This is a genomic window from Pseudocitrobacter sp. 73, from assembly GCF_008369545.1.
Taxonomy (GTDB): Bacteria; Pseudomonadota; Gammaproteobacteria; order Enterobacterales; family Enterobacteriaceae; genus Pseudocitrobacter; species Pseudocitrobacter vendiensis.
This window is the reverse complement of record NZ_VTZO01000022.1, coordinates 1-26292: the sequence shown is the minus strand read 5'-3', so window position 1 is coordinate 26292 and position 26292 is coordinate 1. Positions and strand designations below refer to the sequence as shown.

Annotated in this window: 28 protein-coding genes; 12 read left to right on the top strand and 16 right to left on the bottom strand. The window is 52.6% G+C overall.

The window, feature by feature from the left end:
- The first annotated feature begins 179 nt into the window (after positions 1-179).
- Complete coding sequence (gene yciA / locus F0Q32_RS20670; protein WP_149464589.1) at positions 180-578, top strand: acyl-CoA thioester hydrolase YciA; 399 nt, start codon at positions 180-182, stop codon at positions 576-578.
- A gap of 35 nt (positions 579-613) precedes the next feature.
- Here yciA and F0Q32_RS20665 read toward each other — a convergent pair whose 3' ends face one another.
- Positions 614-1150, bottom strand: coding sequence for a YniB family protein (locus F0Q32_RS20665; protein ID WP_149464588.1), 537 nt, complete (start codon positions 1148-1150; stop codon positions 614-616).
- 145 nt (positions 1151-1295) lie between these two features.
- On the opposite strand from F0Q32_RS20665, the gene hxpB reads away from it, so the two are divergent.
- From hxpB to F0Q32_RS20645, 4 genes are all read left to right on the top strand, one after another.
- A complete protein-coding gene (gene hxpB, locus F0Q32_RS20660; protein WP_149464587.1) occupies positions 1296-1964 on the top strand; it encodes a hexitol phosphatase HxpB in 669 nt (222 codons plus the stop codon).
- Positions 1965-2117: 153 nt separating this feature from the next.
- Positions 2118-2879 (top strand): 2-dehydro-3-deoxy-D-gluconate 5-dehydrogenase KduD, encoded by a 762-nt coding sequence (kduD, locus tag F0Q32_RS20655; RefSeq protein ID WP_149464586.1) that lies wholly within the window; start codon positions 2118-2120, stop codon positions 2877-2879.
- A 90-nt stretch (positions 2880-2969) separates the two neighbouring features.
- Positions 2970-3560, top strand: coding sequence for a metal-dependent hydrolase (locus F0Q32_RS20650; RefSeq protein WP_149464585.1), 591 nt, complete (start codon positions 2970-2972; stop codon positions 3558-3560).
- A gap of 131 nt (positions 3561-3691) precedes the next feature.
- Positions 3692-5083, top strand: coding sequence for an L-cystine transporter (locus tag F0Q32_RS20645; RefSeq protein ID WP_149464584.1), 1392 nt, complete (start codon positions 3692-3694; stop codon positions 5081-5083).
- Between the two features lie 65 nt (positions 5084-5148).
- Here the strand turns inward: F0Q32_RS20645 and cedA are convergent, their stop codons facing one another.
- Complete coding sequence (gene cedA / locus F0Q32_RS20640; protein WP_149464583.1) at positions 5149-5391, bottom strand: cell division activator CedA; 243 nt, start codon at positions 5389-5391, stop codon at positions 5149-5151.
- A gap of 220 nt (positions 5392-5611) precedes the next feature.
- On the opposite strand from cedA, the gene katE reads away from it, so the two are divergent.
- Complete coding sequence (gene katE, locus F0Q32_RS20635; protein WP_149464582.1) at positions 5612-7870, top strand: catalase HPII; 2259 nt, start codon at positions 5612-5614, stop codon at positions 7868-7870.
- A 59-nt stretch (positions 7871-7929) separates the two neighbouring features.
- Here katE and chbG read toward each other — a convergent pair whose 3' ends face one another.
- The 7 genes from chbG to osmE all read right to left on the bottom strand — a co-directional run bounded on the left by chbG (position 7930) and on the right by osmE (position 13788).
- The gene (gene chbG, locus F0Q32_RS20630; RefSeq protein WP_149464581.1) at positions 7930-8685 is read right to left on the bottom strand and encodes a chitin disaccharide deacetylase; all 756 of its coding nucleotides are present in this window, start codon (positions 8683-8685) and stop codon (positions 7930-7932) included.
- Positions 8686-8696: 11 nt separating this feature from the next.
- Positions 8697-10043, bottom strand: a complete 1347-nt coding sequence (locus F0Q32_RS20625; RefSeq protein ID WP_149464580.1) for a 6-phospho-beta-glucosidase — start codon at positions 10041-10043, stop codon at positions 8697-8699.
- Between the two features lie 111 nt (positions 10044-10154).
- Positions 10155-10994 carry a transcriptional regulator ChbR gene (chbR, locus tag F0Q32_RS20620; RefSeq protein ID WP_255475680.1) on the bottom strand — a complete coding sequence of 280 codons (840 nt, stop codon included), beginning with the start codon at positions 10992-10994 and terminating at the stop codon, positions 10155-10157.
- A 12-nt stretch (positions 10995-11006) separates the two neighbouring features.
- Positions 11007-11354, bottom strand: coding sequence for a PTS N,N'-diacetylchitobiose transporter subunit IIA (gene chbA, locus F0Q32_RS20615; RefSeq protein ID WP_149464578.1), 348 nt, complete (start codon positions 11352-11354; stop codon positions 11007-11009).
- 48 nt (positions 11355-11402) lie between these two features.
- Positions 11403-12761, bottom strand: coding sequence for a PTS N,N'-diacetylchitobiose transporter subunit IIC (chbC, locus tag F0Q32_RS20610; protein WP_149464577.1), 1359 nt, complete (start codon positions 12759-12761; stop codon positions 11403-11405).
- 79 nt (positions 12762-12840) lie between these two features.
- Positions 12841-13161 (bottom strand): PTS sugar transporter subunit IIB, encoded by a 321-nt coding sequence (locus tag F0Q32_RS20605; RefSeq protein ID WP_015964752.1) that lies wholly within the window; start codon positions 13159-13161, stop codon positions 12841-12843.
- A gap of 285 nt (positions 13162-13446) precedes the next feature.
- Positions 13447-13788 (bottom strand): osmotically-inducible lipoprotein OsmE, encoded by a 342-nt coding sequence (gene osmE, locus F0Q32_RS20600; protein WP_015964753.1) that lies wholly within the window; start codon positions 13786-13788, stop codon positions 13447-13449.
- Between the two features lie 233 nt (positions 13789-14021).
- On the opposite strand from osmE, the gene nadE reads away from it, so the two are divergent.
- Positions 14022-14849: an ammonia-dependent NAD(+) synthetase gene (gene nadE / locus F0Q32_RS20595; protein WP_149464576.1), complete on the top strand. Its 828-nt coding sequence runs from the start codon at positions 14022-14024 to the stop codon at positions 14847-14849.
- 77 nt (positions 14850-14926) lie between these two features.
- Here the strand turns inward: nadE and spy are convergent, their stop codons facing one another.
- The 7 genes from spy to F0Q32_RS20560 form a co-directional block, all read right to left on the bottom strand.
- The gene (gene spy / locus F0Q32_RS20590; RefSeq protein WP_188016895.1) at positions 14927-15418 is read right to left on the bottom strand and encodes an ATP-independent periplasmic protein-refolding chaperone Spy; all 492 of its coding nucleotides are present in this window, start codon (positions 15416-15418) and stop codon (positions 14927-14929) included.
- A 319-nt stretch (positions 15419-15737) separates the two neighbouring features.
- Positions 15738-16709, bottom strand: coding sequence for a succinylglutamate desuccinylase (gene astE / locus F0Q32_RS20585; RefSeq protein WP_149464574.1), 972 nt, complete (start codon positions 16707-16709; stop codon positions 15738-15740).
- A 9-nt stretch (positions 16710-16718) separates the two neighbouring features.
- On the bottom strand, positions 16719-18044 hold the full coding sequence (astB, locus tag F0Q32_RS20580) for an N-succinylarginine dihydrolase (RefSeq protein WP_149464573.1): 1326 nt from the start codon (positions 18042-18044) through the stop codon (positions 16719-16721).
- Positions 18041-19519 carry a succinylglutamate-semialdehyde dehydrogenase gene (gene astD, locus F0Q32_RS20575; protein WP_149464572.1) on the bottom strand — a complete coding sequence of 493 codons (1479 nt, stop codon included), beginning with the start codon at positions 19517-19519 and terminating at the stop codon, positions 18041-18043. The genes astB and astD overlap by 4 nt, the downstream gene beginning before the upstream one ends.
- Positions 19516-20550 (bottom strand): arginine N-succinyltransferase, encoded by a 1035-nt coding sequence (gene astA, locus F0Q32_RS20570; RefSeq protein ID WP_149464571.1) that lies wholly within the window; start codon positions 20548-20550, stop codon positions 19516-19518. Before astA ends, astD begins: the two co-directional genes overlap by 4 nt.
- Positions 20547-21767, bottom strand: coding sequence for an aspartate aminotransferase family protein (locus F0Q32_RS20565; protein ID WP_149464570.1), 1221 nt, complete (start codon positions 21765-21767; stop codon positions 20547-20549). Before F0Q32_RS20565 ends, astA begins: the two co-directional genes overlap by 4 nt.
- A gap of 441 nt (positions 21768-22208) precedes the next feature.
- Positions 22209-22361, bottom strand: coding sequence for a Hok/Gef family protein (locus F0Q32_RS20560; protein ID WP_015964762.1), 153 nt, complete (start codon positions 22359-22361; stop codon positions 22209-22211).
- A 310-nt stretch (positions 22362-22671) separates the two neighbouring features.
- Here F0Q32_RS20560 and xthA point away from each other — a divergent pair, with 310 nt between their 5' ends.
- From xthA to F0Q32_RS20535, 5 genes are all read left to right on the top strand, one after another.
- Positions 22672-23478 carry an exodeoxyribonuclease III gene (xthA, locus tag F0Q32_RS20555; RefSeq protein WP_149464569.1) on the top strand — a complete coding sequence of 269 codons (807 nt, stop codon included), beginning with the start codon at positions 22672-22674 and terminating at the stop codon, positions 23476-23478.
- 219 nt (positions 23479-23697) lie between these two features.
- Positions 23698-24372 (top strand): TVP38/TMEM64 family protein, encoded by a 675-nt coding sequence (locus tag F0Q32_RS20550; RefSeq protein ID WP_370516898.1) that lies wholly within the window; start codon positions 23698-23700, stop codon positions 24370-24372.
- Between the two features lie 106 nt (positions 24373-24478).
- Positions 24479-25183, top strand: coding sequence for a TVP38/TMEM64 family protein (locus tag F0Q32_RS20545; protein WP_149464568.1), 705 nt, complete (start codon positions 24479-24481; stop codon positions 25181-25183).
- A complete protein-coding gene (locus F0Q32_RS20540; protein WP_149464567.1) occupies positions 25183-25746 on the top strand; it encodes a carboxymuconolactone decarboxylase family protein in 564 nt (187 codons plus the stop codon). Before F0Q32_RS20545 ends, F0Q32_RS20540 begins: the two co-directional genes overlap by 1 nt.
- A gap of 22 nt (positions 25747-25768) precedes the next feature.
- Positions 25769-26292, top strand: a 524-nt coding sequence (locus F0Q32_RS20535) for an ABC transporter substrate-binding protein (protein ID WP_149464566.1), incomplete at its 3' end; no start/stop codon positions are given.

Sequence of the window (26292 nt, the reverse complement as noted above, 5' to 3'; positions counted from 1 at the left end):
CTTAGCCATCTTTAGATAGAAAAATATTCAATTTATTGTGATATTCAGGTTACGAGGGCAGCCTTTGTTTGTCTGTTTTTTCTTCCAGCGGCCCCGTCATACGCGCGTTTCTCTATTCTCCTTGCCCATTTCGTAGTAGCATCCCGCCCGTCGTCTTTTGAATAAGCACAGGGATTATAATGACACTGAAAAATGATGCCCCGCAGGGTGAACTGGTTCTACGCACACTCGCCATGCCCGCGGACACCAACGCTAATGGAGACATCTTTGGCGGCTGGTTAATGTCACAAATGGATATTGGCGGCGCGATTCTGGCAAAAGAGATTGCACACGGACGGGTCGTCACCGTACGCGTTGACGGTATGACCTTCCTGCGCCCGGTTGCCGTAGGTAATGTTGTCTGCTGCTATGCGCGCTGTGTTAAAAAAGGCAATACGTCAATTACGGTGAATATTGAAGTGTGGGTGAAAAAGGTGTCGTCTGAGCCGATTGGCCAGCGCTACAAAGCAACTGAAGCACTGTTTATCTATGTTGCAGTAGATCCCTCCGGCAAACCCCGTGCGATCCCCGCTAACTAATATGACGCCCGGCGATTCACCGGGCCTCAAAACAGTTAGATAAAACCAAGTACTTTAAAGAAGAAGTAACCTATCACGATTACTACAATCGGCAGGATATAAAGCGGGAATATTTGTAGAAAGATGGTGTTATGCGGCACCTTAATTTTCGCTTCCAGCGCCTCGCGCGTCATGCCTTCTTCACCCTTCGCTTTTTCCAGGATCATCTGATCGTTAACGCCTTCACGCAGAAACTTCGCCTGACGGCTCATGCGTGCGCCAGAGTCCTGCAAGGCCAGCGCAATAAACACCAGCGCGAAAATCACCCAGAACATCACGTTCAGCCCCTGCTGGAAATTTGGCGTCGGCGAGTTATACCAGAAGAAATTCAGGAAAGGTGTGTTGAAACGCATCATCTCGATCATCACGTGCGCGAAATCCATCATCACCGCATCGATGCCCGGCTGCTTTTCGCTGTGATCGTACATAAATTTCAGTACCGAGATCAGCGTTGAAATGAGCGCAGGTATGAAAATCACCCAGCCTAAAATACGTTTGAGAATCGCAATGCGTCCCGCTTGTTGATACGTCATGGGTTCCCCTTGTTCAGACGTCTTTTTGTCAGAATTTATGTTATCAGTCTACCTGCTGGCAGCCATTTTTCCCGACTTTACGCGCGATATGATATACCATATTAAACGGCATTCATCGCCTAAGTTACTCAATAGAGAGGTTGTTATGTCCGCAGAGCGCCAGATACTCGCCGCTATTTTTGATATGGATGGATTACTGATCGATTCCGAACCACTGTGGGATCGTGCCGAACTGGAGGTCATTGCGAGCCTTGGCGTGGATATTACTCGTCGCAACGAACTGCCAGATACCCTGGGTCTGCGCATCGATATGGTGGTGGATCTGTGGTTTGCTCAGCAGCCCTGGAACGGGCCAAGCCGTGAAGATGTCACTGCGCGCATTATCGAACGCGCCATCAGCCTGGTGGAAGAAACCCGCCCGCTGCTGCCGGGGGTGCGCGAAGCCGTCGCCCTGTGCAAAGCAAACGGCCTGAAGGTAGGCCTCGCGTCAGCCTCGCCACTGCATATGCTGGAAAAAGTGCTGACCATGTTTGACCTGCGCGACCAGTTCGATGCGCTGGCATCCGCGGAAAAATTGCCCTACAGCAAGCCGCATCCGCAGGTTTACCTCGATTGCGCCGCCAGACTGGGCGTTGACCCACTCACCTGCGTAGCGCTGGAAGATTCAGTCAATGGCATGATTGCCAGCAAAGCCGCGCGTATGCGCTCGGTAGTGGTGCCCGCAGAAGAAGGACAAAACGATCCTCGCTTCGTGCTGGCCAACGTGAAACTGCACTCCTTAGCCGATTTAACGCTGAGCGATCTTCGCGGTTAACCCCTTTCGCGGGCAACGCCGGGTTGTCCGCAAATCCAACGCCCGTCAAATTATTGAAACATCGTTTCATTTTAGTTTGAATTTTTCATCACGCCCTTCTATGCTTGTCGTGTGGATCAGCCATAACGACAATAACAGCATACAGAGGTCACTATGATACTGAACGCCTTCAACCTGAACGGTAAAGTTGCGCTTGTCACCGGGTGCGATACGGGTTTGGGACAAGGGATGGCTTTAGGGCTTGCGGAAGCGGGCTGCGATATCATCAGCGTCAGCCGCAAAATACCGGAAGAGACATCCGCCCAAGTACAGGCTCTCGGGCGCCGATTCACCGCTATTCAGGCGGACCTCAGTCGTCAGGATGCGATTACGGATATCGTGACGAAGGCAGTCGCGGCGATGGGCCACATTGATATTCTGGTAAACAACGCCGGAACCATCCGTCGGGAAGATGCGCTCTCTTTTAGCGAAAAGAACTGGGATGACGTGATTAACCTGAATCTGAAGTCGGTGTTTTTCCTCTCTCAGGCGGTAGCGAAACAATTTTTACACCAGGGCGGCGGCGGGAAAATCATTAACATTGCCTCAATGCTCTCTTTCCAGGGCGGGATTCGCGTACCGTCTTATACCGCGTCTAAAAGCGGCGTGCTGGGCATTACGCGTCTGCTGGCTAACGAATGGGCGCAGCATAACATCAACGTTAACGCGATTGCGCCGGGTTACATGGCAACCAATAATACGCAGCAACTGCGTGACGATGCCGAACGCAGCAAAGAAATTCTCAATCGTATCCCCGCCGGGCGCTGGGGATCACCGGAGGATTTAAAAGGCCCGGCAGTATTCCTTGCGTCTTCCGCGTCTGACTATATCAACGGCTATACACTGGCAGTGGATGGCGGCTGGCTGGCGCGTTAATTTTTTAACAAAGAGTTACACCGTAACCTCTTCCGCCTACTGTATAAAAACCCTATACTGTATGAATTGACAGTTTTATCGGGTTTTATCATGACGGCGGAAGGCCACCTGCTCTTTTCCATCGCCTGCGCGGTATTTGCTAAAAATGCCGAGCTTACGCCTGTGCTGGCGCAAGGCGACTGGTGGCATATCGTGCCGTCAGCAGTACTGACCTGTCTGCTACCGGATATCGATCACCCAAAATCGTTTCTCGGCCAGCGGCTAAGCTGGCTGTCGAAACCTGTGGCCCGCGCATTTGGCCATCGCGGATTTACCCACAGCTTGCTGGCCGTTTTCGCCCTGCTCACAGTTTTCTATCTTAAAGTGCCCGACACGTGGTTTATTCCTGCCGACGCGCTTCAGGGAATGGTCCTGGGCTACCTCAGCCATATCCTGGCCGACATGCTCACCCCTGCGGGTGTGCCGCTGTTATGGCCATGCCGCTGGCGTTTTCGTTTGCCGATACTCGCGCCACAAAAGGGTAATCAACTGGAACGTTTCCTGTGCATGGCGCTGTTCGCTTATGCCGTCTGGATGCCGCAGTCGTTGCCGGAAAACAGCGCCGTACGCTGGTCTTCAGGGATGATTAATTCTCTGCAAATGACCTTCAATCGCTTTATAAATCACCAGATCGAACAATAACCGCACAAAACTATCACTTTTGTCATAATCCATTCCATTTGGATATAAGCGACGATTCCCAGTTCTGTTACCCTTTTCACATCTGACCAGCCCGGTGAGGCTGGCTATATAATGAAATCAGGAGAACGGGGATGAACTTTCCATTAATCGCGAACGTTATCGTGTTCGCGGCACTGCTGTTGCTGCTGGCGCAAACGCGTCACAAACAGTGGAGTCTGGCAAAAAAAGTACTGGTCGGTCTGGTGATGGGGGTCGTGTTTGGCCTCGCGCTTCAGTTTATCTATGGTTCCGACAGCCAGATTCTTAAAGATTCTATTCAGTGGTTCAACGTCGTCGGTAACGGCTACGTGCAACTGCTCCAAATGATCGTAATGCCGCTGGTTTTCGCCTCGATTCTGAGCGCCGTAGCCCGTCTGCACAACGCGTCACAATTGGGTAAAATCAGCTTCCTGACCATTGGTACGCTGTTGTTCACCACGCTGATTGCGGCACTGGTCGGCGTGCTGGTCACCAATTTGTTTGGTTTGACGGCGGAAGGTCTGGTCCAGGGCACTGCTGAAACCGCGCGCCTCGACGCCATTCACAGCAACTACGCTGGCAAGGTTGCTGACCTGAACGTGCCACAGCTGTTGCTCTCCTTCGTGCCTAAAAATCCGTTTGCCGATCTGACCGGCGCGAACCCAACCTCTATCATCAGCATCGTCATTTTCGCCGCGTTCCTGGGTGTTGCGGCGCTGAAACTGCTGAAAGATGACGAACCAAAAGGCCTGCGCGTCATCGCGGCAATCGACACACTGCAAAGCTGGGTGATGAAACTGGTTCGCCTGGTCATGCAACTGACCCCTTACGGCGTGCTGGCGCTGATGACCAAAGTCGTGGCCGGTTCTAACCTGCAGGACATCATCAAACTCGGCAGCTTCGTGGTAGCCTCTTACATCGGCCTGGCAATCATGTTCGCCGTACACGGCCTGTTGTTGGGCGTGAACGGTGTCAGCCCATTGAAATACTTCCGTAAAGTGTGGCCGGTTATCACCTTCGCCTTCACCAGCCGTTCCAGCGCCGCGTCCATTCCGCTGAACGTGGAAGCACAAACGCGCCGTCTGGGTGTACCTGAATCTATCGCCAGCTTCTCCGCCTCATTCGGCGCGACGATTGGTCAGAATGGCTGTGCGGGTCTCTACCCGGCAATGCTCGCCGTGATGGTTGCGCCAACCGTTGGCATCAACCCGCTCGATCCGCTGTGGATTGCCACTCTGGTCGGTATCGTCACCGTGAGTTCTGCGGGTGTGGCAGGCGTCGGCGGCGGTGCAACCTTCGCTGCGCTGATTGTGCTGCCGGCAATGGGCTTGCCGGTCACGCTGGTCGCATTGCTGATTTCCGTTGAGCCGCTGATCGACATGGGTCGTACCGCGCTGAACGTCAGTGGCTCCATGACGGCCGGTACCCTGACCAGCCAGTGGCTGCGCCAGACGGATAAAGACATCCTGAACAGTGAGGATGACGCGAAACTGGCGCATCGTTAATGACCTTTCAGGCACAAAAAAAACCGCTGATAAATCAGCGGTTTTTTTATATCCGCGATTAACAATCACTCATCGCTAACATCTTCTTCCTGCCTCATCTGCGCAGCCCAACGCTGGGCTGACTCAGGGACGCTAAACGCCTGTGAACGTCGGAAAGCGCTTCCCATCAATACAAATGCGACATATTTGCCGCGCAGAAGCCACACATCGCGAAAGCCCTCCACCTTGCTTGCATGGTCGGGCGGTGCGGGTTCGGTTCGGGGAATATAGCTAATGACCTGTCGATTTTGTTGGCGAAGCGGTTTCATAAACGGTTATTTCAAATCACTCGGGGCAAAAACAGGAAAATTCTATAATAGCCGATTTACCCCTGTGGCGTCGCGCCTTGCGTCGATTTCATCTTGCGCAATCGCGCGTATACCCACCGCGATCCGCCCTCTTCCCCAGATAAACCCTGAGATTGCTCTATAGTTAGAAGGGTTTTGCCGCACTATCGGCCAACTTTCAGTAGTGAAAAAGGAGACGAGCATGTCGGATCAACATAAAAAATCCAAAACCCATCAATCCCCGGTTCACGACGCCAGTGAATCAAAACCTGGCCTGGATTCTCTGGCGCCTGCGGACGGTTCCTGGCGACCGACGCCAAAACCTACCGCGCCGGGTGAAGAGCCTACCGCACCGGGGAGTCTGAAAGCGCCAAAAACCAGCAATGAGAAACTTAAAGCGCTCGATAAGCAGCGTAAAGGCGGTGAAAACTTCCCGCTGACCACTAATCAGGGCGTTCGCATTGCCGATGACCAGAATTCGCTGCGTGCCGGAAGCCGTGGCCCTACGCTGCTGGAAGATTTTATTCTGCGCGAGAAAATCACCCACTTCGACCATGAACGCATTCCAGAGCGCATCGTCCACGCCCGTGGCTCAGCGGCGCACGGTTATTTTCAGCCCTATAAAAGCCTGAGTGATGTCACGAAAGCGGACTTCCTTTCCTCAAAGGAGAAAATCACGCCCGTTTTCGTGCGTTTCTCAACCGTACAAGGTGGGGCGGGCTCCGCTGACACCGTGCGCGATATCCGTGGCTTTGCCACCAAGTTCTATACCGATGAGGGTATTTTTGACCTGGTCGGCAATAACACGCCTATCTTCTTTATTCAGGATGCATTGAAATTCCCCGATTTCGTGCACGCCGTGAAGCCCGAGCCACATTCGGCAATGCCGCAGGGACAAAGCGCGCATGATACCTTCTGGGACTATGTCTCGCTGCAACCAGAGACGTTGCACAACGTGTTCTGGGCGATGTCGGACCGCGGTATTCCCCGAAGCTATCGCACCATGGAAGGCTTTGGTATTCATACCTTCCGTTTAATCAATGCCGAGGGTAAAGCGACGTTTGTCCGCTTCCACTGGAAGCCCGTTGCCGGAAAGGCGTCTCTGTTGTGGGATGAGTCGCAAAAACTCACCGGACGCGATCCTGACTTCCACCGCCGCGATCTGTGGGAAGCGATTGAAGCGGGCGATTACCCGGAATATGAACTGGGGCTGCAATTGATCCCGGAAGAGGATGAATTTAAATTCGACTTCGACCTGCTCGACCCCACCAAGCTTATTCCCGAAGAGCTGGTCCCGGTGCAGCTCGTCGGGAAAATGGTGCTCAACCGCAATCCGGATAACTTCTTCGCTGAGAATGAACAGGCCGCGTTCCACCCAGGGCATATCGTTCCCGGTCTGGATTTCAGTAACGATCCCCTGCTCCAGGGGCGCCTGTTCTCTTACACCGATACCCAGATCAGCCGCCTTGGTGGGCCAAACTTCCACGAGATCCCGATTAACCGACCAACCTGCCCGTATCACAATTTCCAGCGTGATGGCATGCATCGTCAGGACATCGACACCAATCCGGCAAACTACGAGCCAAATTCTATCAACGATAACTGGCCGCGCGAAACACCGCCAGGGCCGAAGCGCGGCGGTTTCGAATCGTATCAGGAACGCGTTGACGGGCACAAAGTGCGCGAGCGTAGCCCATCCTTTGGCGAGTATTACGCGCAGCCTCGCCTCTTCTGGAACAGTCAGACGCCGATTGAGCAGCAGCACATTATTGATGCCTTTAGTTTTGAGCTCAGCAAAGTCGCACGCGAGTGGATCCGTGAACGCGTCGTTGATCAACTCGTGAGCGTCGATATTCGCATCGCGCAGGCCGTCGCGGAAAATTTAGGCATTACTCTCAGTGACGAGCAGCAGAACAGACAACCTCCTGCCAGTGTGAACGGTCTGGATAAAGATCCCACCCTCAGCCTGTATGCTATCCCCGGTGGCGGCGTAAAAGGACGTGTGGTGGCGGTTCTGCTTAATCAGAATACTGCGTCTGCTGACGTGCTGACGCTTCTGAAAGAGCTAAAAGCACAAGGCGTGCATGCCAAACTGCTCTACTCGCGCATGGGGGAAGTGACCGCCGATGATGGTTCAACACTGCCTATCGCCGGTACGTTCGCGGGTTCGCCTTCGCTAACGGTGGATGCAGTGGTAGTGCCTGGTGGCGATCTTAACGATCTGCTAAAAAGTGGCGATGCGCAATACTATCTGCTGGAAGCCTACAAACATCTTAAGCCAATACTGCTGGCGGGCGATGCGCGCCAGTTTAAAGGCCTGCTAAACGTCGATAGCCAGGGCGAAGAAGGCATTGTTGAAGGCGATACGATCGCTAAATCAACCGTGGAAGATTTACTCAGCCTGAGCGCGGCACATCGCGTTTGGTCACGCGCAGGGAAAACGGCGGCGATACCGGCATAAAAAAAAGCCCGGTGACGGATGACCGGGCGAAAAGCACAACATTCTCTCAACTCGCAGAATCAGACGTCGCGATAGGTGCCGAGACGATAACCACGTTCCGCAATGGCATATTTCAGCGATGGCGAAGTGAGGACATCCAGCTCAGCCAGTCGTGGGTAGCAGTAAGCGCTGCCCATGATGGTCTGATCAACAAACGCCGGGTGGCACATCACCTCAACTGAGGGTTCATCGCGTTGCACAGATTTATCCAGTACCTGCAGGAATAACGCTTCGGAAATCTCATCACCATAGAACTCACTGCTGAATCCAGCGCTACTGCGTACATCATCCGGTGCGCCCTCTGCAGGCGGAAGAGAGCGGTCAATACGAAGCGCCACGCCCTTCTCTAAAGCAAACTTCGCCACCAGCGGGTAGATCTGCGGGATCATATGCACATGGTGATGGCTATCAATATGCGTTGGCGCAGTATCGAAAATGGCGACGAAACGATCGAACTGGCACGCCAGCTCATGCGCAATTTCGTCCAGCGGCAGCGTATCGTTTTCCGCCATCTGCCAGATCCATTTACCCAGTTTGCCTTCCCGGGTCAGCCCCGGCATCTCTGAGAGCGGTTCGCCCAGCGTCAGGACAAAGTGCATCCCGACCGCGAGCTCCGGCGTACGGCGGCTCAGTTGGGCCGCATGTTCGATTTCCGCGCCGTTCACCAGCGCGGTGGTTGAGGTCACCAGTCCATTTTTACAGGCATCAATAATGCCGTAGTTCTGCCCTTTGCTCAGGCCGAAGTCATCAGCGTTGACGATCAGCAGTCGTTCCATCGTACCTCCTGTCACTTTTTCAGCTTCTCCACCGTGGCGGCGAAGTTCGGCAACCACTCTTCGTGAGCGAGGATCATTTCACGCGCGAGGATCTCCGCGTCTTTGTCAGAGCCAATCAGCGGGCTTAAGTTCATCGCCAGTTCGACGTCGTTAATGTCGCCACTCAGCGCCGCATGGCTTGCCTGAATTTCAAAAGCTTTAATGGTATGGATAAGCCCCATCACTTTGTCATCAAAGTGCGTCAGGCGCGGGTGTGGTTTCGCACCGTCGCGGCCCAGAATCGCCGTCATTTCGACCGCCCAGTCCGCCGGGATGTTATCCACGTGGCCATTGTGCGGGAAGTTAACGTAGTGTTCAGCCTGCTTATCATTGTAGATAGCGTTGATCACTTCGCAGGCCGCATCGGAGTAATACGCACCGCCACGTTGCTCCAGCTCTTTCGGCTTAACGTTGAGATCCGGGTTCTTGTACAGCTCGAACAGTTGTTTCTCAACCTTCTGCACCACCTGCGCACGCGCGCCGCCCTTGTAGTACTCGCCCATTTCAATCGCCAGCATCTCTTTGGTTTTGAAATAGTAAAGCAGATACGAGCAAGGAATCAGATTTAGTGAGCGAATCAATCCTTCGCTAAACGGCAGGTCGAAGATATTTTTGACCGAGTTGGCCGTCAGGGTACCGGAAGCGACACCGTCAATCAGCTCAGCGAAACGCGATTTGCCATTCACCAGCACATCGCGGATAAACACCATGTGGTTCAGGCCAAAGAGATCGATAGAAAGATCGTCCTTTTCGGAAAGCTTCAGCACATCGGTGATAAACATTTTCATGCCGATCGGAATGTTGCACACGCCGATAAAGCGCTTGAAATTGGTGTGACGATACACCGCTTCGGTGACCATCCCGGCCGGGTTGGTAAAGTTAATCACCCACGCATTCGGGCACAGTTCCTGCACATCTTTAATGATGTCAAATATAACCGGAATGGTACGCAGACCTTTGAACAAGCCGCCTGCGCCGTTAGTTTCCTGACCGAGGTAGCCGTGGCTCAGCGGAATACGCTCATCTTTTTCACGCGCTTTCAGCTGGCCAACACGCAGCTGGGTGGTCACGAAGTCGGCATCATGCAGCGCTTCACGGCGGTCGAGAGTTTTGAAGACTTTCATTGGTACGCCTGCTTTCTCCACCATACGCTCACACAGCGCATGAATGATATCCAGCTTCTCTTTACCGCCTTCAACATCAACCAGCCACAATTCGCTTACCGGCAATTCATGGTAACGTTTGAGAAAACCCTCCAGTAATTCTGGTGTATAGCTGCTGCCGCCGCCGATGGTTACAACTTTTAATTTCTGGCTCATACTTTCTCCCTCGTGATCCACCCGCTAAATGCAGTCAACCCTCCACATTCAGCGCGGATATTAAATTTGCTGTCGCATTAATACGGATAATACCGTAGTGCGTGAATTATTTTACTTAATGACCGTCAGTCGTTTGCGATAATTGCTCGGGGTAAACGACGTCAGCTTCTTGAATGTTTTAATAAACAAACTTGGGCTGCTGTACCCGGACTCATATGCAATATCGGTGACAGAATAGTTCGTAATTTCCAGTTGTTTCATGGCAAAGTTGATGCGGATATCATTAATAATCTGCATGGGTGTTTTGCCATAATAGCGCTGGGTCGCACGCGTTAAATACTCCTGAGACTTCCCGGAGAGCGCAACCATATTTTCCAGCGCACCTTCACCGAACTTCATTTTATCGTGCATGGCTTCGACGGTTGTTTTTAACCACTGCGGTGTAACATCCTGAGCTTGATCTTCACGATGATGACGCAGGCGGTTAATCACATAAAAAGCCACCACTTCAATAAATTCATCGAATTCGGTTTCGCGGAAATGTAGCGAAGCAATAACCGACTCGATATAGCTGAGAAAAGTACTTTTAACAGAGTAAACCTGCGATGCCACCAGGCAAAATGGCAGAAGCGGCTGATAGTGCGTAGCGAAGAAGTCTTTGCTAATCCCGACGTTGAGGATACGCGTCGCACCAAACTCGTAGAAGCTCTGATGATGCGAACCCAACGGGATGAAGACAAAGTCACCACGTTCCAGCAGGACGCGCTTGCCGTTAATCTCCTGGTAGTAGCGGCCCGTGAGCACCAGCGTGAATTCATAATAATCATGCTGATGCAGGCCGCTTACGCTCTCCGTTTTATTGTAGATAAAGACATGAAAATTCCGGCCATCAAACAGTTGCTGTTCTCGTGCGGTGTTAATTTCCATGGTCATCATCTTAGGCTGCCTCATAATACGGATAACCTATTGTACCTTCTCGTGAAGCTCAATCAATTCGGCAACCAGCTCGCGGGCCAACATTGAGGTCATAAGATGATCCTGAGCATGAACTAATACCAGACTCACCTTCATTTTTCCCTCGCCCTCATCGGATTCGATGAGTTGCGTCTGCACACGGTGCGCTTCGCTCAGTGCAATGCGCGATTGTTCCATCGTCGTTTTAGCGGTTTCAAAGTCGCCTTGCTTGGCCTGTTTCAGCGCCATATAAGCGAGGCTTCGCGCCTGGCCGGAGTTAATAATCAGGCCCATCACCACTTCTTCGAGGTCATTTTCCTGCACAGGTTCTGCTGTGATATTGTCCAGATCAAACATACATTTTCCTTTTAGTGATGGCGGTAGGGTTCCCCCTACCGCACGTCATCAGAATTTCAGTGCATTCGCGATGTCTTCTTCAGACTCTTCTTCTTCAATGGCCGTCTGCGCTTTGTTGGCTACGATGACAAATGGCATGTAGATAAGCGTGGCGATAACCAGGTTGAAGAGCGCCAGCAGCAAGGCGGCAATACTTCCGTTGGTACTGAAGAAAGCCCCTAAGCCGGTCGGCATAGTCCATGGCGCCATGTTGGTAATTGGCGGAATGATGCCCAGTGAGTACGCGATAATCATGATGGCGGCAAGGATAGGCTGAACCAGTACGAATGGAATCAGCATGACCGGGTTCATGATAATCGGCAGACCAAACAGAATCGGTTCGTTAATCTGGAAGATACCTGATGGCAGCGCCAGCTTGGCAACTGAACGGTAATCTGCGCGACGTGAAGCGATAAAGATAGCGATAATCAGACCCAGAGTCGCACCACTACCGCCGAGGAAGACGTAGGAGTCGAGCATCGGTTTCGCCCAGACATGGAACGATTTACCGGCTTCCAGCGCCGCCGCAACGGAACCATACTGCTGATAAGTCGCGATGTTTTCCAGCGCCCACGGGGTCATGATGCCGCTGTCCAGTGCAGTCAGCGCCAGGGAACCGTGGATACCGAAGAACCACAGCAGCGGAACAAAGATAACGTACGCCCAACCAACAATCGCACCCATCGAAGCCAGCGGTGTGGAGATGCCGTCCATGATGATCTGGTGGAAGTTGGTGCTCCAGTGAGTCAGCGCCCAGGAGATGATCCCCATAATAGAGAGGATGATAAAGCCAGGAATAACTGCCGAGAAAGAACGGGATACGGATGCAGGAACGCTATCCGGCAGGCGGATAACCCAGTTTTTATGCACAATAAAGGTGAACATTTCCGCGACCACCAGGCCAATAATAATACCGGAAATAATGTTCGCCCCGCCCAGCCAGTTTGCCCCCACAGCATAAGCTTCACCCACGCTGTACGGCGTTACTGTCATAAAGGCCGCAACGGATAACAGACCTGCCGCCAGCGAATCAACTTTACGCTCTTCTGCCAGCGCCATACCGATAAAGAAAGGTGCCATCAGTGACATAATGCCCAACGTGCCGTTGTAAACATTACCGCCGATGGCTTTAAAGCTATTTAAGTTCTCAATAGTAGACGCGTCGAGGCGAATACCCATTGAATAGAAAAAAGATCCCTCACCAAAGCTGAGAAAAACGTTGTTGATTAAGACAAACATCGCACCCGCGAGGGTCAATGGCATTAACTTAATAAAACCGTTTTTAATCGCATTAACGTGAGGCTGTTTTCCTATTTTAATAGCAAAAGGAAGGAGTACCTTTTCAAGCGAACTGATCACTTTACTCATAGAAAAATACCCTTAAAGGCCGCAGCGAATACCACGGCGTTAAATGTGAAATAACTCTTTGACGGGAAAAATAAAAAAATTACTGCGCAGCAGCTTTTTTAATAGCAGCAACGGCTGCTTTAAGAACACCTAAACCATCGACTTTACCGTAGAGCGCTGAATCAATAACCTCTACCGGTTTAGTAGGCAGCAACTTTTGAATATCTGCCTTCATATACGCAATTTGTGGCCCTAATAATACGACGTCAGCCTGTGGCCCTTTTTCTGCAGCAAAACTTTCTGAGAATGCTTCAATAATTACTGGTACTTCATATTTCTCCGCCTGCGCACGCATTTTGGAGACCAGTAATGAAGTCGACATCCCTGCAGAGCAAAAAAGATAGATATGTTTCTTTTCCATTCACGCTTCCTCAACTTATCGAATCTGCCATCATCGGGCTTCGTTCCATCCGCCCATGAACCCATTTCAACATCAGATGTTTCACTTTTGTTTATGAGTTGAGTATACGGTATCTCTTCAGACCAGGATAATTCCTCCTCATCCAAAATTGTCTCTCATTGACCTCGCCTTATGATTCCCTTCACACTTTGGTCAAAATAATTCGCGCAATTAAATAAGCATCAGAAACAACAAAAAAGCCCGACGGGTTCGTCGGGCTTACGTAGTGCTCAGGAAAATGAACGATTACTGTTTAGCGGCCTGCGGATCGGTGTCGTACTCAGCACAGGTCTGGTAACCAGAGTTCATCACGTGGCCCGTATCGTCGAGGGCAACGAAGTAAGTCTCAGTTTTACCATCACGTTGACCCAAAATGTAGGTCTGACAGGTGCCGCGTGCATGAATCATGCTTACTTCAGAGGACGGCTTACCTGCAATTTGCGCAACCTGGCTGCGCGACATGCCTTTCTTCACATCTTTAACCACCGGCTGGGTGAACTGATCTTTTGTACGGTCATATGTCGTACACCCGGCCAACATGGTTAATGCTGCTGCTGCACCCAGAAAACCTGTAACGTACTTGTTCATAAAACATCCTCTTTGTTGTTTTGTGTAGTTTAAGCCTGGAATAAAGGATCTTATTTTTCAACCCTACGCTGAAAATCGGTCGGTTTTAAGAACATTCTGCTGACAAAAAAGTAAGTCGCTGAATTGCGCTAAATTACGTCACTCAACGCGCCACGCCTTGTCGTTTCAGCTTCAAAGAGGTAGCTTTAAGGTCTTGTTCTGATGGGTATCGGCAACATCTTTTGGAGGGGTAAATGAGTTTACAGCAGGAAATCATCCAGGCGCTTGGCGTGAAACCACAGATTGACGTGCAACAGGAGATCCGCCGCAGCGTCGATTTCCTGAAATCGTATCTGCAAACCTACCCGTTTATTAAATCACTGGTATTGGGTATCAGCGGCGGCCAGGATTCCACCCTTGCGGGCAAATTGTGCCAGCAGGCCATCAGTGAACTGCGTAAAGAAACCGGAGATAACGAACTTCAGTTTATCGCCGTGCGTCTGCCGTTTGGCGTGCAGGCCGATGAGCAGGATTGCCAGGACGCTATCGCCTTTATTCAGCCGGATCGCGTACTGACCGTTAATATTAAGGGCGCAGTCCTCGCCAGCGAAGTAGCCCTGCGCGAAGCAGGAATTGAACTGAGCGACTTCGTTCGCGGCAACGAAAAAGCACGTGAACGCATGAAGGCCCAGTACAGCATCGCTGGAATGACCAAAGGCGTGGTGGTTGGCACCGACCATGCGGCGGAAGCCGTGACGGGCTTCTTCACCAAATACGGCGATGGCGGCACCGACATTAACCCAATTTTTCGTCTGAATAAACGTCAGGGAAAACAGTTACTGGCCGCGCTGGGCTGCCCGGAGCATCTGTATCTGAAAGCCCCAACGGCGGATCTGGAAGACGATCGCCCTTCCCTGCCTGACGAAGTGGCGCTGGGAGTAACCTATGAAAATATCGACGATTACCTTGAAGGCAAAACTGTCGCGCCTGAACTGGCAAAGATTATCGAAGGCTGGTACGTGAAGACGGAACATAAACGTCGCCCACCGATTACAGTGTTTGACGATTTCTGGAAACGATAAAAGAAAAACCGCCGGACTTGCCCACAGCTTCTGAGAGCGTATGAGCAGGTCCGGCGGTCTTAAGTCAGTGCGCTGAGTTATTCAGCAGGTACCGGCATTTTACCTTCTGGCGCGTGACGTTCTGTCAGACGCTTCTCAAAATTAGCATTAAACTGTTTTTTCTGTTCCGGCGTTAAAATGTTGTAGATCTTGTTCTGGGTTTCCATGTGAGACAGCATCATCTCTTTACGCTGGGTATCCATTTTGTCGATCTGCGCCTGTGCTTTCGCTTTGTCGAAGCTGTCGCTGGCGATCAGGTCGTGCATCGCACGGCGGTTGTCCTGCATTTTGTCGTGTTCCGCTTTCTTGATGTCGCGGATCTGTTGTTTCTGTGCATCGGTCAGATTCAGGCCCTGGAACATCATCATTTCATGATGACGCGGACCCGGTTTGCCTTTATGGTGATGCATCATGGTTTTGCCATCCGGCTGTGCGGCTGGCGTGGTTGAGGTATCGGCGGCGTGTGCCAGGTTAGCCGCGCCCAGAGCCAGAGTAGAGGCAACAAACAGTGCAGTCATCTTTTTCATCATTAATTCCTTTCTTCAGGTTATTCTGTTACGGCGCGTTGCCGTGTTGACGAGATTAACTTTACGGGGTTTATCGTCAATTAATCAGAGCGTGCGTAAAACAATGAAAGTGTAAAAAACAATTTTACGCCAATTGTGGAGGAATTAAGGAAAAACAGTGGAGAATTGCAACAAAAATAAATAAAGCACTGATTAAGAAGGGAATATAGAGAAGTATAAAACAGCACTGCCGATTAATAAAGCAATTTAATCGGAATAATCTGCATCAGAAATAAAAACGAAGAAATAATGCCACTACGTTATTGTAGCGGCTCAGTAATAATTAACCGCAGCGTTCCAGCATGAGCCCGGCGCGCAACCCTAACGCCACATCAGGGTTTGGAAACAGCACGTATTCACAGGGTCTCTCCACCACGTAACGCGTGTCACCATCTTCCGCAAGCAGTGTACCCCGCGCAAACGGGGTAAAGTTCAGCGTCTGCGTCGACATATAGAGGTGAAACGCCTCACTGCGCCGGGTAATTTGCTGCACAACTCGATAGCGAAGCGGCGTATCTGATGAACCGCCGCCCCACTCGCCTGCCAGTAAATAGCCCAGTTGCTGCTGCGTGAGTGCAAAACGGGAGAGATCGTTGTGACCAAACGGTAGCGCCTTCCCCAGTTCCAGCGTACAGGCAAGCGCCGCAAAGCGTTCACAGCTGTAGTGCGTGAAGGTACCGCCTGGCGTTTGATGAAACACCAGCGCCTGCAAGCCTGCGCGCCCAAGCCAGTTCAGGAAATTGTCATCCCACGGCGCATCACGCGCAGGCAGCACGCCAAAACGCAAATGATGCGAGCCGCGAATCGCCGTATGCAGATCGAGATGCCAGCGCACGCTGTCGGCAGGCTGGGCGTGGTAAAACGCCGTCATCGCCTGTTCAAGCTCCGCGACTCTGGCCGTCTCATCGGAAGGCGAGAACTGCTGCCAGCGCTCACCAAACATGCGGTTCATATCGCTGTGAATATAACGCCGGTTATTTCGCAGCGCGGGCGGATTGCCCAGAATCAGCAGCAACCGCCAGCGCAAAACAACACTTCCAGCCAACAACCCGGCAAGCAGCGCATCAACCATTTCTACCGGCGCGGTTTCGTTACCGTGAATTCCTGCTGAAAGCACCAGCGCACGGCGACACGGCTGATAAGGCGTCAGTTCAAGAATTCCCGCCCCACGCCAGCGCCAGTAAAATGATGGCCCCTCGCCCTGTACTGTCTCTGGCTGCGTTCCCGCCAGCGTTAGCGGTAAAAAATGGTGCATGGCGGCTCCTTAATGCTGGAAGTCATAGACCGATCCCAGTTGCAGAATTTGTGTCAAACGGTCGAGCGCTTCGCGCCCTTCCCGTAAAAGTTGCGGGTCAGCGAGGTCAGACTGCGTCAGACGATCGCGGTAGTAACGGTCAACCCAGTCATTGAGCGTGGCAAACAGCGTGTCATTCATCAACACCGATGGATTCACCGTGCGATACTCCGCGTCAGTCAGCACCACGCGCAGGCGCAAGCAGGCCGGGCCGCCGCCGTTGGCCATACTTTCTCGCAAATCAAAAACCTTCAGCTCGTTAATCGGGTTATCCCGCTCCAGCAATTCGTTCAGATAACGCCAGACGCGCGGATTCGTTTCGCATTCCGCCGGTAGCACCAACAGCATACTGCCATCCGGTTTCGACAATAACTGACTGTTAAACAGGTAAGTGGCGACCGCGTCCGCAACCGTCACGCGCGCCGTCGGGACTTCAATGGGCATAAAGCCGGGGACCCGGCGAGCCAGTTCCGTCATCAGCGCAGGTTGATTAACAAACGCCTGCTGATGGCAAAACAGTACCTGTCGGTTGCTCACGGCGATAACATCATTATGGAAAACGCCCTGATCGATAACCGCCGGGTTTTGCCGGGCAAACAACAACTGGTTGGGATTGACCTGATTGAGACGCGCCACCGCTTCGCTGGCCGCGAGGGTTTGACGCGCCGGATACCGCTGGGGTTGTGTCTCCTGTCGCTCGTCGCGACCATAGACAAACAGCTGCAAACCCGGTTGGCCGTAGTCGCCGCCCAGCCGGTTATGGTTTGCCGCGCCCTCATCGCCAAACATCGCCACCTGAGGAAGCGCACGATGCACCGCAAAACGGCTTTCATCCGGGAAAATAGCCCGCAGTAGCGCTTCTGTGGTGGGCGCTTCCGTCGCGCGATGGAATTTATTATTGAGGTTGGCCACGGTAAGGTGTACACGTCCATCCAGCGTATCTGCCGAGGGCGCTACCGTTGCCGCATTTGCCACCCACATTGACGAGGCGGAACTTGCCGCGCTCAGCAATTGGGGGGCCTGCGCGGCGACTTTCGCCACCACCTGCTCATCGCTGCCATCAAACCCCAGTTGGCGCAACACGCTGACGTTGGGGCGCGCCTGCGGAGGAATGATCCCCTGCTTAAATCCCGCATCCGCCAGCGCTTTCATTTTCAGCAGCCCCTGCTTCGCCGCGCGCTGTGGGTTCGATACCTGAAACTGATTGCGCGTCGAGGCTTCATTACCAAAAGATAATCCGGCGTAATGGTGCGTCAGGCCTGGCAGGCCATCAAAATTGACCTCCCAGGCATTCATGACGCACTCTCCTGGCTAAAATCAAGCCCAGGGCTCAGGCTCTGCGGCAGTGAAATCGTTGGTGATTCCAGGCTTGCCATTGGCCAGGCGCAGTAATCTGCGGCGTACCATGCGCCGGGACGATGATTCCCCGAGGCCCCCGCGCCGCCAAATGGGGCAGTGCTTGCAGCACCGGTGAGGGGTTTATTCCAGTTCACTATCCCGGCGCGCGCTTCCAGCAGCAGGCGGTCGAATTTCTCCCGGTCAGGGGAAATTAACCCGCTTGCCAGGCCGTAGCGGGTATTGTTGGCAAGGGCAATCGCTTCATCGAAATCGTCATAGCGCCACACGCATAGCAACGGGCCAAAGACCTCTTCATCGGGCACTTCACTCACTTCAGTGAGATCGACAATCCCGGGCGTAAGCAGCGAGGTGCCGCTTTGCAATACACGCGGTTCGAGCAACGTGACTCCGCCGTTAGCGACATGCTGCAACCACGCCTGATGCACCAGCTGCGCGGCCTGCGGTGAAATTAAGCCGCCCATAAAGGGCTGCGGCTCAGCATCCCAAGCACCGGGAATAATACGTTGTGCAACCGTTACCAGACGGCGCAAAAAAGCATCGCCACGATCGCCGCGACTCACCAGCAGACGTCGTGCGCAGGTACATCGCTGCCCGGCGGTAATAAAGGCTGACTGAATCGTCAGATGCACCGCCGCATCAATATCCTCCGGCTCATCAACTATCAGCGGGTTATTGCCGCCCATCTCAAGGGCAAGGATTTTCTGCGGCTGCCCCGCCAGCTGGCGATGCAGCTGAAAACCGGTGTGGGAGCTGCCGGTGAAAAGCAGCCCATCAATACCCGGATCGCTGCTTAAGGCTTCTCCGGTTTCCCGTCCACCCTGGATAAGATTCAGCACGCCCGCTGGTAGCCCGGCTTCCTGCCATAGTTTCATCACCACTTCACCACTCAGCGGTGTCTGCTCGCTGGGCTTAAACACCACCGTATTCCCCGCCAGCAGCGCCGGGACAATATGTCCATTCGGTAGATGGCCGGGGAAGTTATAGGGGCCGAACACCGCCAGCACGCCGTGTGGGCGATGACGCAGCGTAGCCGCGCCGTCCGGCATATCGGTATGTTGCTCGCCGGTGCGGGCGTGATAGGCCCGAACGGAAATAGCGATTTTATTGATCATCGCCGCCACTTCCGTAGCGGCTTCCCAACGCGGCTTCCCCGTTTCACTGGCGATAATCTCGGTCAGCGACGCTTTACGACTTTCCAGTAACTGGGCGAACGTTTCAGCAATACGTTGACGTAATTCAAAAGGTTCACGGGCCCAGTTGGGAAAGGCGGCACGGGCGGCGGCAACCGCCTGGGCAACCTGACCGGGACCGGCATCCTGCCCCTGCCAGAGCATTTGCCCGCTAACCGGGTTGGTTTTCTCCCGCGCCTGCCCGAGCCCGTCGAGCCATTCACCACCAATCCATAAACTCATACTTTTTTCTCCTCCGGGCAAAGGCGCACCAGGCGAACGCTATCACCGGCGCGGCATTTCAGGGCATCCAGCTGTTGTGCGTTGAGTAACAGCTTGTCGCAATGGGGATCCGCCGCCACCAGCATGGCGCGGAAATGTTGGTATTGTTCGTTAGCCACCAGGCAGACGGGCAGCTCGCCCGGTGCGGGCTGGCCTTCCGCTACCGTCACCAGCCGGCTTTTGCGAATCGCGCGAATGCGGTCGAGATCGCACTCCAGCGTCGGGCCGCCATCGAAAATATCGACGTAATCGCGGTAGCGAAATCCTTCTTTTTCCAGCACCTTACGTGCGGGCGCAGTTTGCGGGTGTACCTGGCCAATGACTGCCCGCGCCTCGTCGGACAAAAAATCGGTATAAATAGGATGCTTCGGCATCAGTTCAGCAATAAACGCCTTCTGTCCCGTGCCGCACAAATAATCCGCGCGAGAAAAATCCATAGAGAAAAAGCGTTTTCCCAGCGCATCCCAGAAGGGTGAGTAGCCGCGTTCATCAATCACACCACGCATCTCCGCCACCACTTTTTCGCTGAAGCGATCGCGGAACGCCGCCATAAACAGAAAACGCGCTTTCGATAACAGATAACCGTTGTTCTCTTTACGCCATTCAGGTTCCAGGAACAGCGAGCAAAGTTCGCTACTGCCGGTGTGGTCGTTACTTAAAAAGAGGGTTGGCAGCGCGTTGTAAACGTTCAGCTCTTTCGAAGCATGTACCAGCGTACCGACCCGATAGTTGTACCAGGGATCGTTCAACCCCACCGCCACCTCGATGGCGCAAATGCCCACCACGTTGCTGCTTTCACTCTCTTCGAGCACGAATACGTAGCCCTGTTCACTGCGCGGAAGTTCCCCCCGCCAGGTCGCCAGGGACCGGTTAATGCGCGCTGACAACGTAGACTCATCGGCTGGGAGCGAAGTCAGCCCGCCGCCCGTCTCTGCTGCTAATCGTAGCAGGCCAGGCAGGTCCTCGCGTTCGATTGGACGGATAATCATCATGGCGAGACTCCTGCCAGGAAACGTTCACAGGCGCGTTCAAAGCGGTCAAGACCATGCGTAACCTCTTCCTCTGAGATAATCAGCGCCGGCGCAAAGCGCACCACGTTGGCCCCCGCGATCAGCACCATCAGCCCCTCTTCCGCAGCCAGCTGACTGATCTGTTTCGCTTTACCCGCGTAAGCCGCTTTCAGCTCACAGCCGATCAACAGCCCCAGGCCACGTATCTCATTAAAGAGGCTGTAGCGCGCATTTATCGACAACAAGCGCTCGGTAAACCACTGCTGACGCTGCTTGACGCCGTTGAGTACCTGCGGCGTATTAATGATGGAAAAGACCGCGCCCGCCACCGCGCTGGCTAAAGGGTTCCCGCCGTAGGTCGTTCCGTGGGTACCCACCGTCATCACGCTGGCGTACGTTTCTTTTGCCAACAATGCGCCCACCGGGAAGCCGCCACCCAGTGCTTTTGCGGTAGTCAGGAGATCGGGCGTCACGCCGTAGTGCATATAAGCGTACAGCTCGCCCGTGCGTCCTACGCCGGTTTGCACCTCATCAAAAATCAGCAATGCATCGTGGCGATCGCACAGTTCGCGCAGGCCGCGTAAAAATGCCGGATCGGCAGGCACCACGCCGCCTTCCCCCTGCATCGGTTCGACGATCACGGCGCAAGTGCCGTCATCAATCAGCGCGCTGGCGGAAGCCAGATCGTTATAGACCGCGTGACGAATATCCGGGGGCAACGGCGCAAAATCCTGTGAATAGGCTGGTTGTCCGCCCGCCGAAACGGTGAACAGCGTGCGGCCATGGAAGGCATTCTTGAACGCGACAATGCCACTTTTATGGCTGCCAAACGTATCGTGCGCGTATTTTCGCGCCAGCTTAAGCGCGGCTTCGTTAGCCTCGGCCCCGGAGTTGCAGAAAAATACCCGGTCGGCAAACGTGGCATCAATCAGCTGTTTTGCCAGACGCAGCGCAGGTTCATTGGTGTAGCCGTTGCCCGTATGCCAGAACTTATTTGCTTGTTCAGTGAGCGCCTGAATCATCGCCGGATGCGCATGCCCCAATGCATTGACCGCAATGCCACCCGCAAAGTCGATATACTCTTTTCCCTGTTGATCCCACAGGCGAGAACCCTCGCCTCGTACCGGAATAAACGGTGCCGGCGCGTAAACCGGCATCATCCACTGATCGAAATCCTGACGGGTAATTGACTGAGACATAGCGACCTCTTCTGGTAAATGAAAGGTTTCATTTATGTTAATAAATATAGGTGTTTGCGCTGTAAATGTAGGTTGCAGGGTTCGTGCCAGCCAGCGCTAAAAATGCATAACCAGAAGATGAGCAAGAAATATCAATGTGTTACAAATACACACTATTCACTAAACTTGCATAAATAGTGAATAAAGTGCATTCAATCGATGATTCCAGAGATATCATTCGCACGATTATGCATTAATAAAATATAATTCTGGAATTGTGATCCCTTACGAAATTTATCGTAGTTTTGTGCGCCATTTGGGAGCCAGACGCGTCAATGTGGTGCAGATTTTGCTCTATTACGCTGCGGAGCATAGGGTGATATGAAGCAAAAGAAAAAATTGGGTGCATTGAATGCTAAACCCAGCCATCCGAAACGCGGGGATAGTTCCCCGCGCGTCAGGCTACTTCTTCGGTTCGTAAGCGAGAATGGCCTTAAACTCCATACCACGCTCCCGGATGCTCAACTCGCACAATGAGTCTCGTACCATCAGCGTGAATCCCAGTGCCGTTATGCATAGCACTATGATTGCCACAAGGGCGTATTTCGTCAGCATGTCTTGCCTCCATGCAAAGAAGAGACTAACATCCGAATTGTTGGGTTCGGAAGCTAGCCTCAGGTTGATTTTAAACATCTTCCTGGGGCTTTCGTCCTTCTGAACCTCATCGATTACCTGAAGCCAGAAAGCCTCAAGCACCCACGCGAATTCTCTGCTCATCCCCTGATAAAATCGACCCGTTTTCTGGCTTTTTGACGGTCAATTGCAGGTTCCTCGTAGCGCCTCGCAAATTCTGACGAATCGTTCACGTAAGCCACCATTTCTGATACCATTCCGTTACAATTCACCTTGCAAAGTGGCAGCGACTATGAAATTTGTCTCTTTTAATATCAACGGCCTGCGCGCACGCCCCCATCAACTGGAAGCCATCGTTGAAAAACATCAACCTGATGTCATCGGCTTGCAGGAGACAAAAGTTCACGACGATATGTTCCCTCTCGAAGAGGTGGCAAAGCTCGGTTACAACATTTTCTATCATGGGCAGAAAGGTCACTACGGCGTTGCCCTGCTGACCAAAGCGACGCCTGTTGCCGTGCGCCGTGGTTTCCCCAACGATAATGAAGAAGCACAGCGTCGTCTGATCATCGCCGAAATCCCATCGCCGCTGGGGAATGTCACCGTCATCAACGGTTACTTCCCGCAGGGCGAAAGCCGCGATCACGAAACCAAATTCCCGGCGAAAGCGAAGTTTTATCAGGACCTTCAGGATTACCTGGAGAACGAGCTGAAAAGTACCAATCCGGTGCTGATTATGGGCGATATGAATATCAGCCCGACGGACCTGGACATTGGTATCGGCGAAGAGAATCGTAAGCGCTGGCTGCGTACCGGCAAATGCTCCTTCCTGCCGGAAGAACGCGAGTGGATGGGACGTCTGCTGAACTGGGGCCTGGTCGATACGTTCCGCCATGCCAACCCGGAAACCCACGATCGCTTCTCGTGGTTCGATTATCGTTCTAAAGGCTTTGATGATAATCGTGGTCTGCGCATTGACCTGCTGTTGGCGAGCCCGCCGCTGGCGGAGCGCTGCATTGAAACAGGGATTGATTACGAAATTCGCAGCATGGAAAAACCTTCTGACCACGCGCCAATCTGGGCGACGTTTAAAGAATAATAGCCTCCTTTACTCCTGGCCGACTGCGGTCAGGAGGACTCTCGACTTTGAAACAAATCAATAAAATTCAGTTTAAATTTGTTGTTACGCCGGTTTTACTATACCGTCTGCTCGATTTTGTACTTGCCTCATCTTTTACCCACGACAGCAGGAAAGAGAAAGAATGCCAAAGAAGTCACTCTAACATCAGGATATAAATTTCTCCTTATCGCTATTTTTTTGGCGCTTGTCGTTCTTCTTGAACATACATTTGAACGGGTTAGTCTCTTGCGCGATCTCCAGCATTTGCAAGAAACTCTTCGTCAAAGCGGAGTGTGGGGATATGGAATATTTATCGGCCTGTTTATTATTTCCACGCTGTGCCTCATGCCCGGCAGCCTGCTGGTGATCGCCGGAGGGGTAGTTTTTGGCGCATTCTGGGGGTCGTTACTCTCGTTGATTGCCGCAACATTCGCATCAGCGCTCTCATTCCTGATTGCCCGCTGGCTTGGGCGGGAACTCTTACTCAAATATATCGGCCATACCTCTGTCTTTCAGGCTATCGAAAACGGGATTGCCCGCAGTGGAACGGATTTTTTAATCCTGACACGGCTGATTCCCCTTTTTCCTTATAATATTCAGAATTACGCCTACGGGCTGACGGCACTCCCTTTTTGGTCATTCACCCTTATTTCAGCCATCACAACTCTGCCCGGCATCGTCATTTATTCCGTCATGGCCAATGAGCTTGCCACACAGGGTATAAATGGTGCCTTTATAATCAAGCTCAGTCTGGCTGGCGTTTTATTGTGGGCTTTAATACACATTGCTAAACGGTATGGTCGATATAAAAAGATTGTTCTGCCGGATCGAACAGTCAGCGTGCAAGGTGAGCATAATAATGCTAATGATTAAGATATCAGGGAAACAAAATCTGGATCACGGTTTATCCTGGGGCCTCAGAAGGTAATTACGCCATCTGAAACGCTGTCCCTCTGTTCTTCGCTACCACGGATATAAAATGCGCAGCAAAACCCCGGGAATTAATTATCGCCGTATTATCCTCGTCCTGTTGGCACTTTTGTGTGTCGCCCTGTGGTTGGGGGTACCGACGGTCAATACTTTTATTCAGCAAAGTATCAGCGCATTTACGTCGTTGGATCAGCACGCGATTGAACGTTTTATCGATTCATATGGCGCGCAGGCGGCAACGGTCTCCTTTTTCCTGATGATACTCCAGGCCATCATTGCCCCTCTACCCGCCTTTCTCATCACGTTCGCTAACGCCTCATTGTTTGGCGCCTTCTGGGGGGCTGTGTTGTCCTGGAGCAGCGCCATGACAGGGGCGACGCTCTGTTTTTACATTGCAAGGATCCTGGGACGCGACGTCGTGGAAAAACTGACCGGAAAAATGGTTTTACAGAGCATGGATACGTTTTTCGCGCGCTATGGAAAACATACCATCCTCATTTGCCGCCTGTTGCCCTTTGTTCCTTTCGATCCGATTAGCTATGCTGCAGGTTTAACATCAATTCGCTTTCGCCATTTCTTCATGGCGACGGCCATCGGCCAACTGCCTGCAACCCTGGTATACTCATGGGCCGGAAGCATGCTGACCGGCGGCACTTTTTGGTTTATTACCGGGCTGTTTACGCTGTTTGCTTTATCTGTCGTCGTTTTTGTTGCTAAAAGCCTTTACCGTGAACGTCAGAAGAGGAATTCCTGATGGCTTTACCGCCTCTGCGCGCGATCCCGCTTATTTTACGTCCTCAGGCCTGGTTGCACCGACGCCATTATGGCCAGGTGCTCAACCCTATTTACTGGTGGGGACGCATTCCCTTTATTTTTTATTTGGTATCCCTGTTTGTCGGTTATCTCGAGCGTAAGCGATCGCCTGTGGATCCGCTTCTGCGCGCGCTGGTAAGTGCCCGTATTGCACAACTGTGTCACTGCGCGTTTTGTGTGGATATTACCAATATGAAAATTGCGCAGCATACGGGCAGTATGGAGAAATTGCTGGCCGTGTCCGAATGGCGGAACAGTACGCTATTCAGCGAGACAGAAAAGCTGGCGCTGGCCTATGCAGAAGCGGCCAGCCTGACGCCGCCGCAGGTCGATGACGATCTGAGAGCAAAATTATCTGCACACTTCGATGCACAGGCTCTGACTGAACTTACCGCGCTGATTGGATTACAAAACCTTTCTGCACGATTTAATTCGTCAATGGACATTCCTGCGCAAGGGCTTTGCCGCTTGCCGGATGAAAATAACACAACGTCAAAATCATGATTCGCGATTCTGAGAGGTCATTATGCGCGTTATGCGTAAAGGGATAGCGTGCCTGAGTGCGTTGCTGTTCTGTTCACAACTGGCGATAGCCCAGGACGCACGTTGGCAGGAAATTGAGCAACACGCTAAAGGGCAAACTGTCTGGTTCAATGCCTGGGGCGGAGATAGCGCGGTCAACAATTACCTGGACTGGGTGCGTGACGAGGTTAAACGCAATTACGCGATAAACCTGCGCATCGTGCACATTGCCGATGCGGCGGATACGGTCAAACGCATTCAGACCGTAGCCAAAGCCGGGCGCACCTCTGGCGGTTCAGTGGATCTGCTATGGGTCAACGGGGAAAACTTTCGCACCCTAAAAGAAGATGGCCTGCTACGCACCGGCTGGGCTGAACAGTTGCCTAACTGGCAGTATGTTGATACACAAAAACCAGTGCGCGAGGATTTTTCTGTGCCGGTTGAAGGGGCGGAGTCGCCGTGGGGCAGCGCGCAACTGACGTTTATCGCACGTCGCACGCAGAAAGAACACCCTATAATTCTGATCAT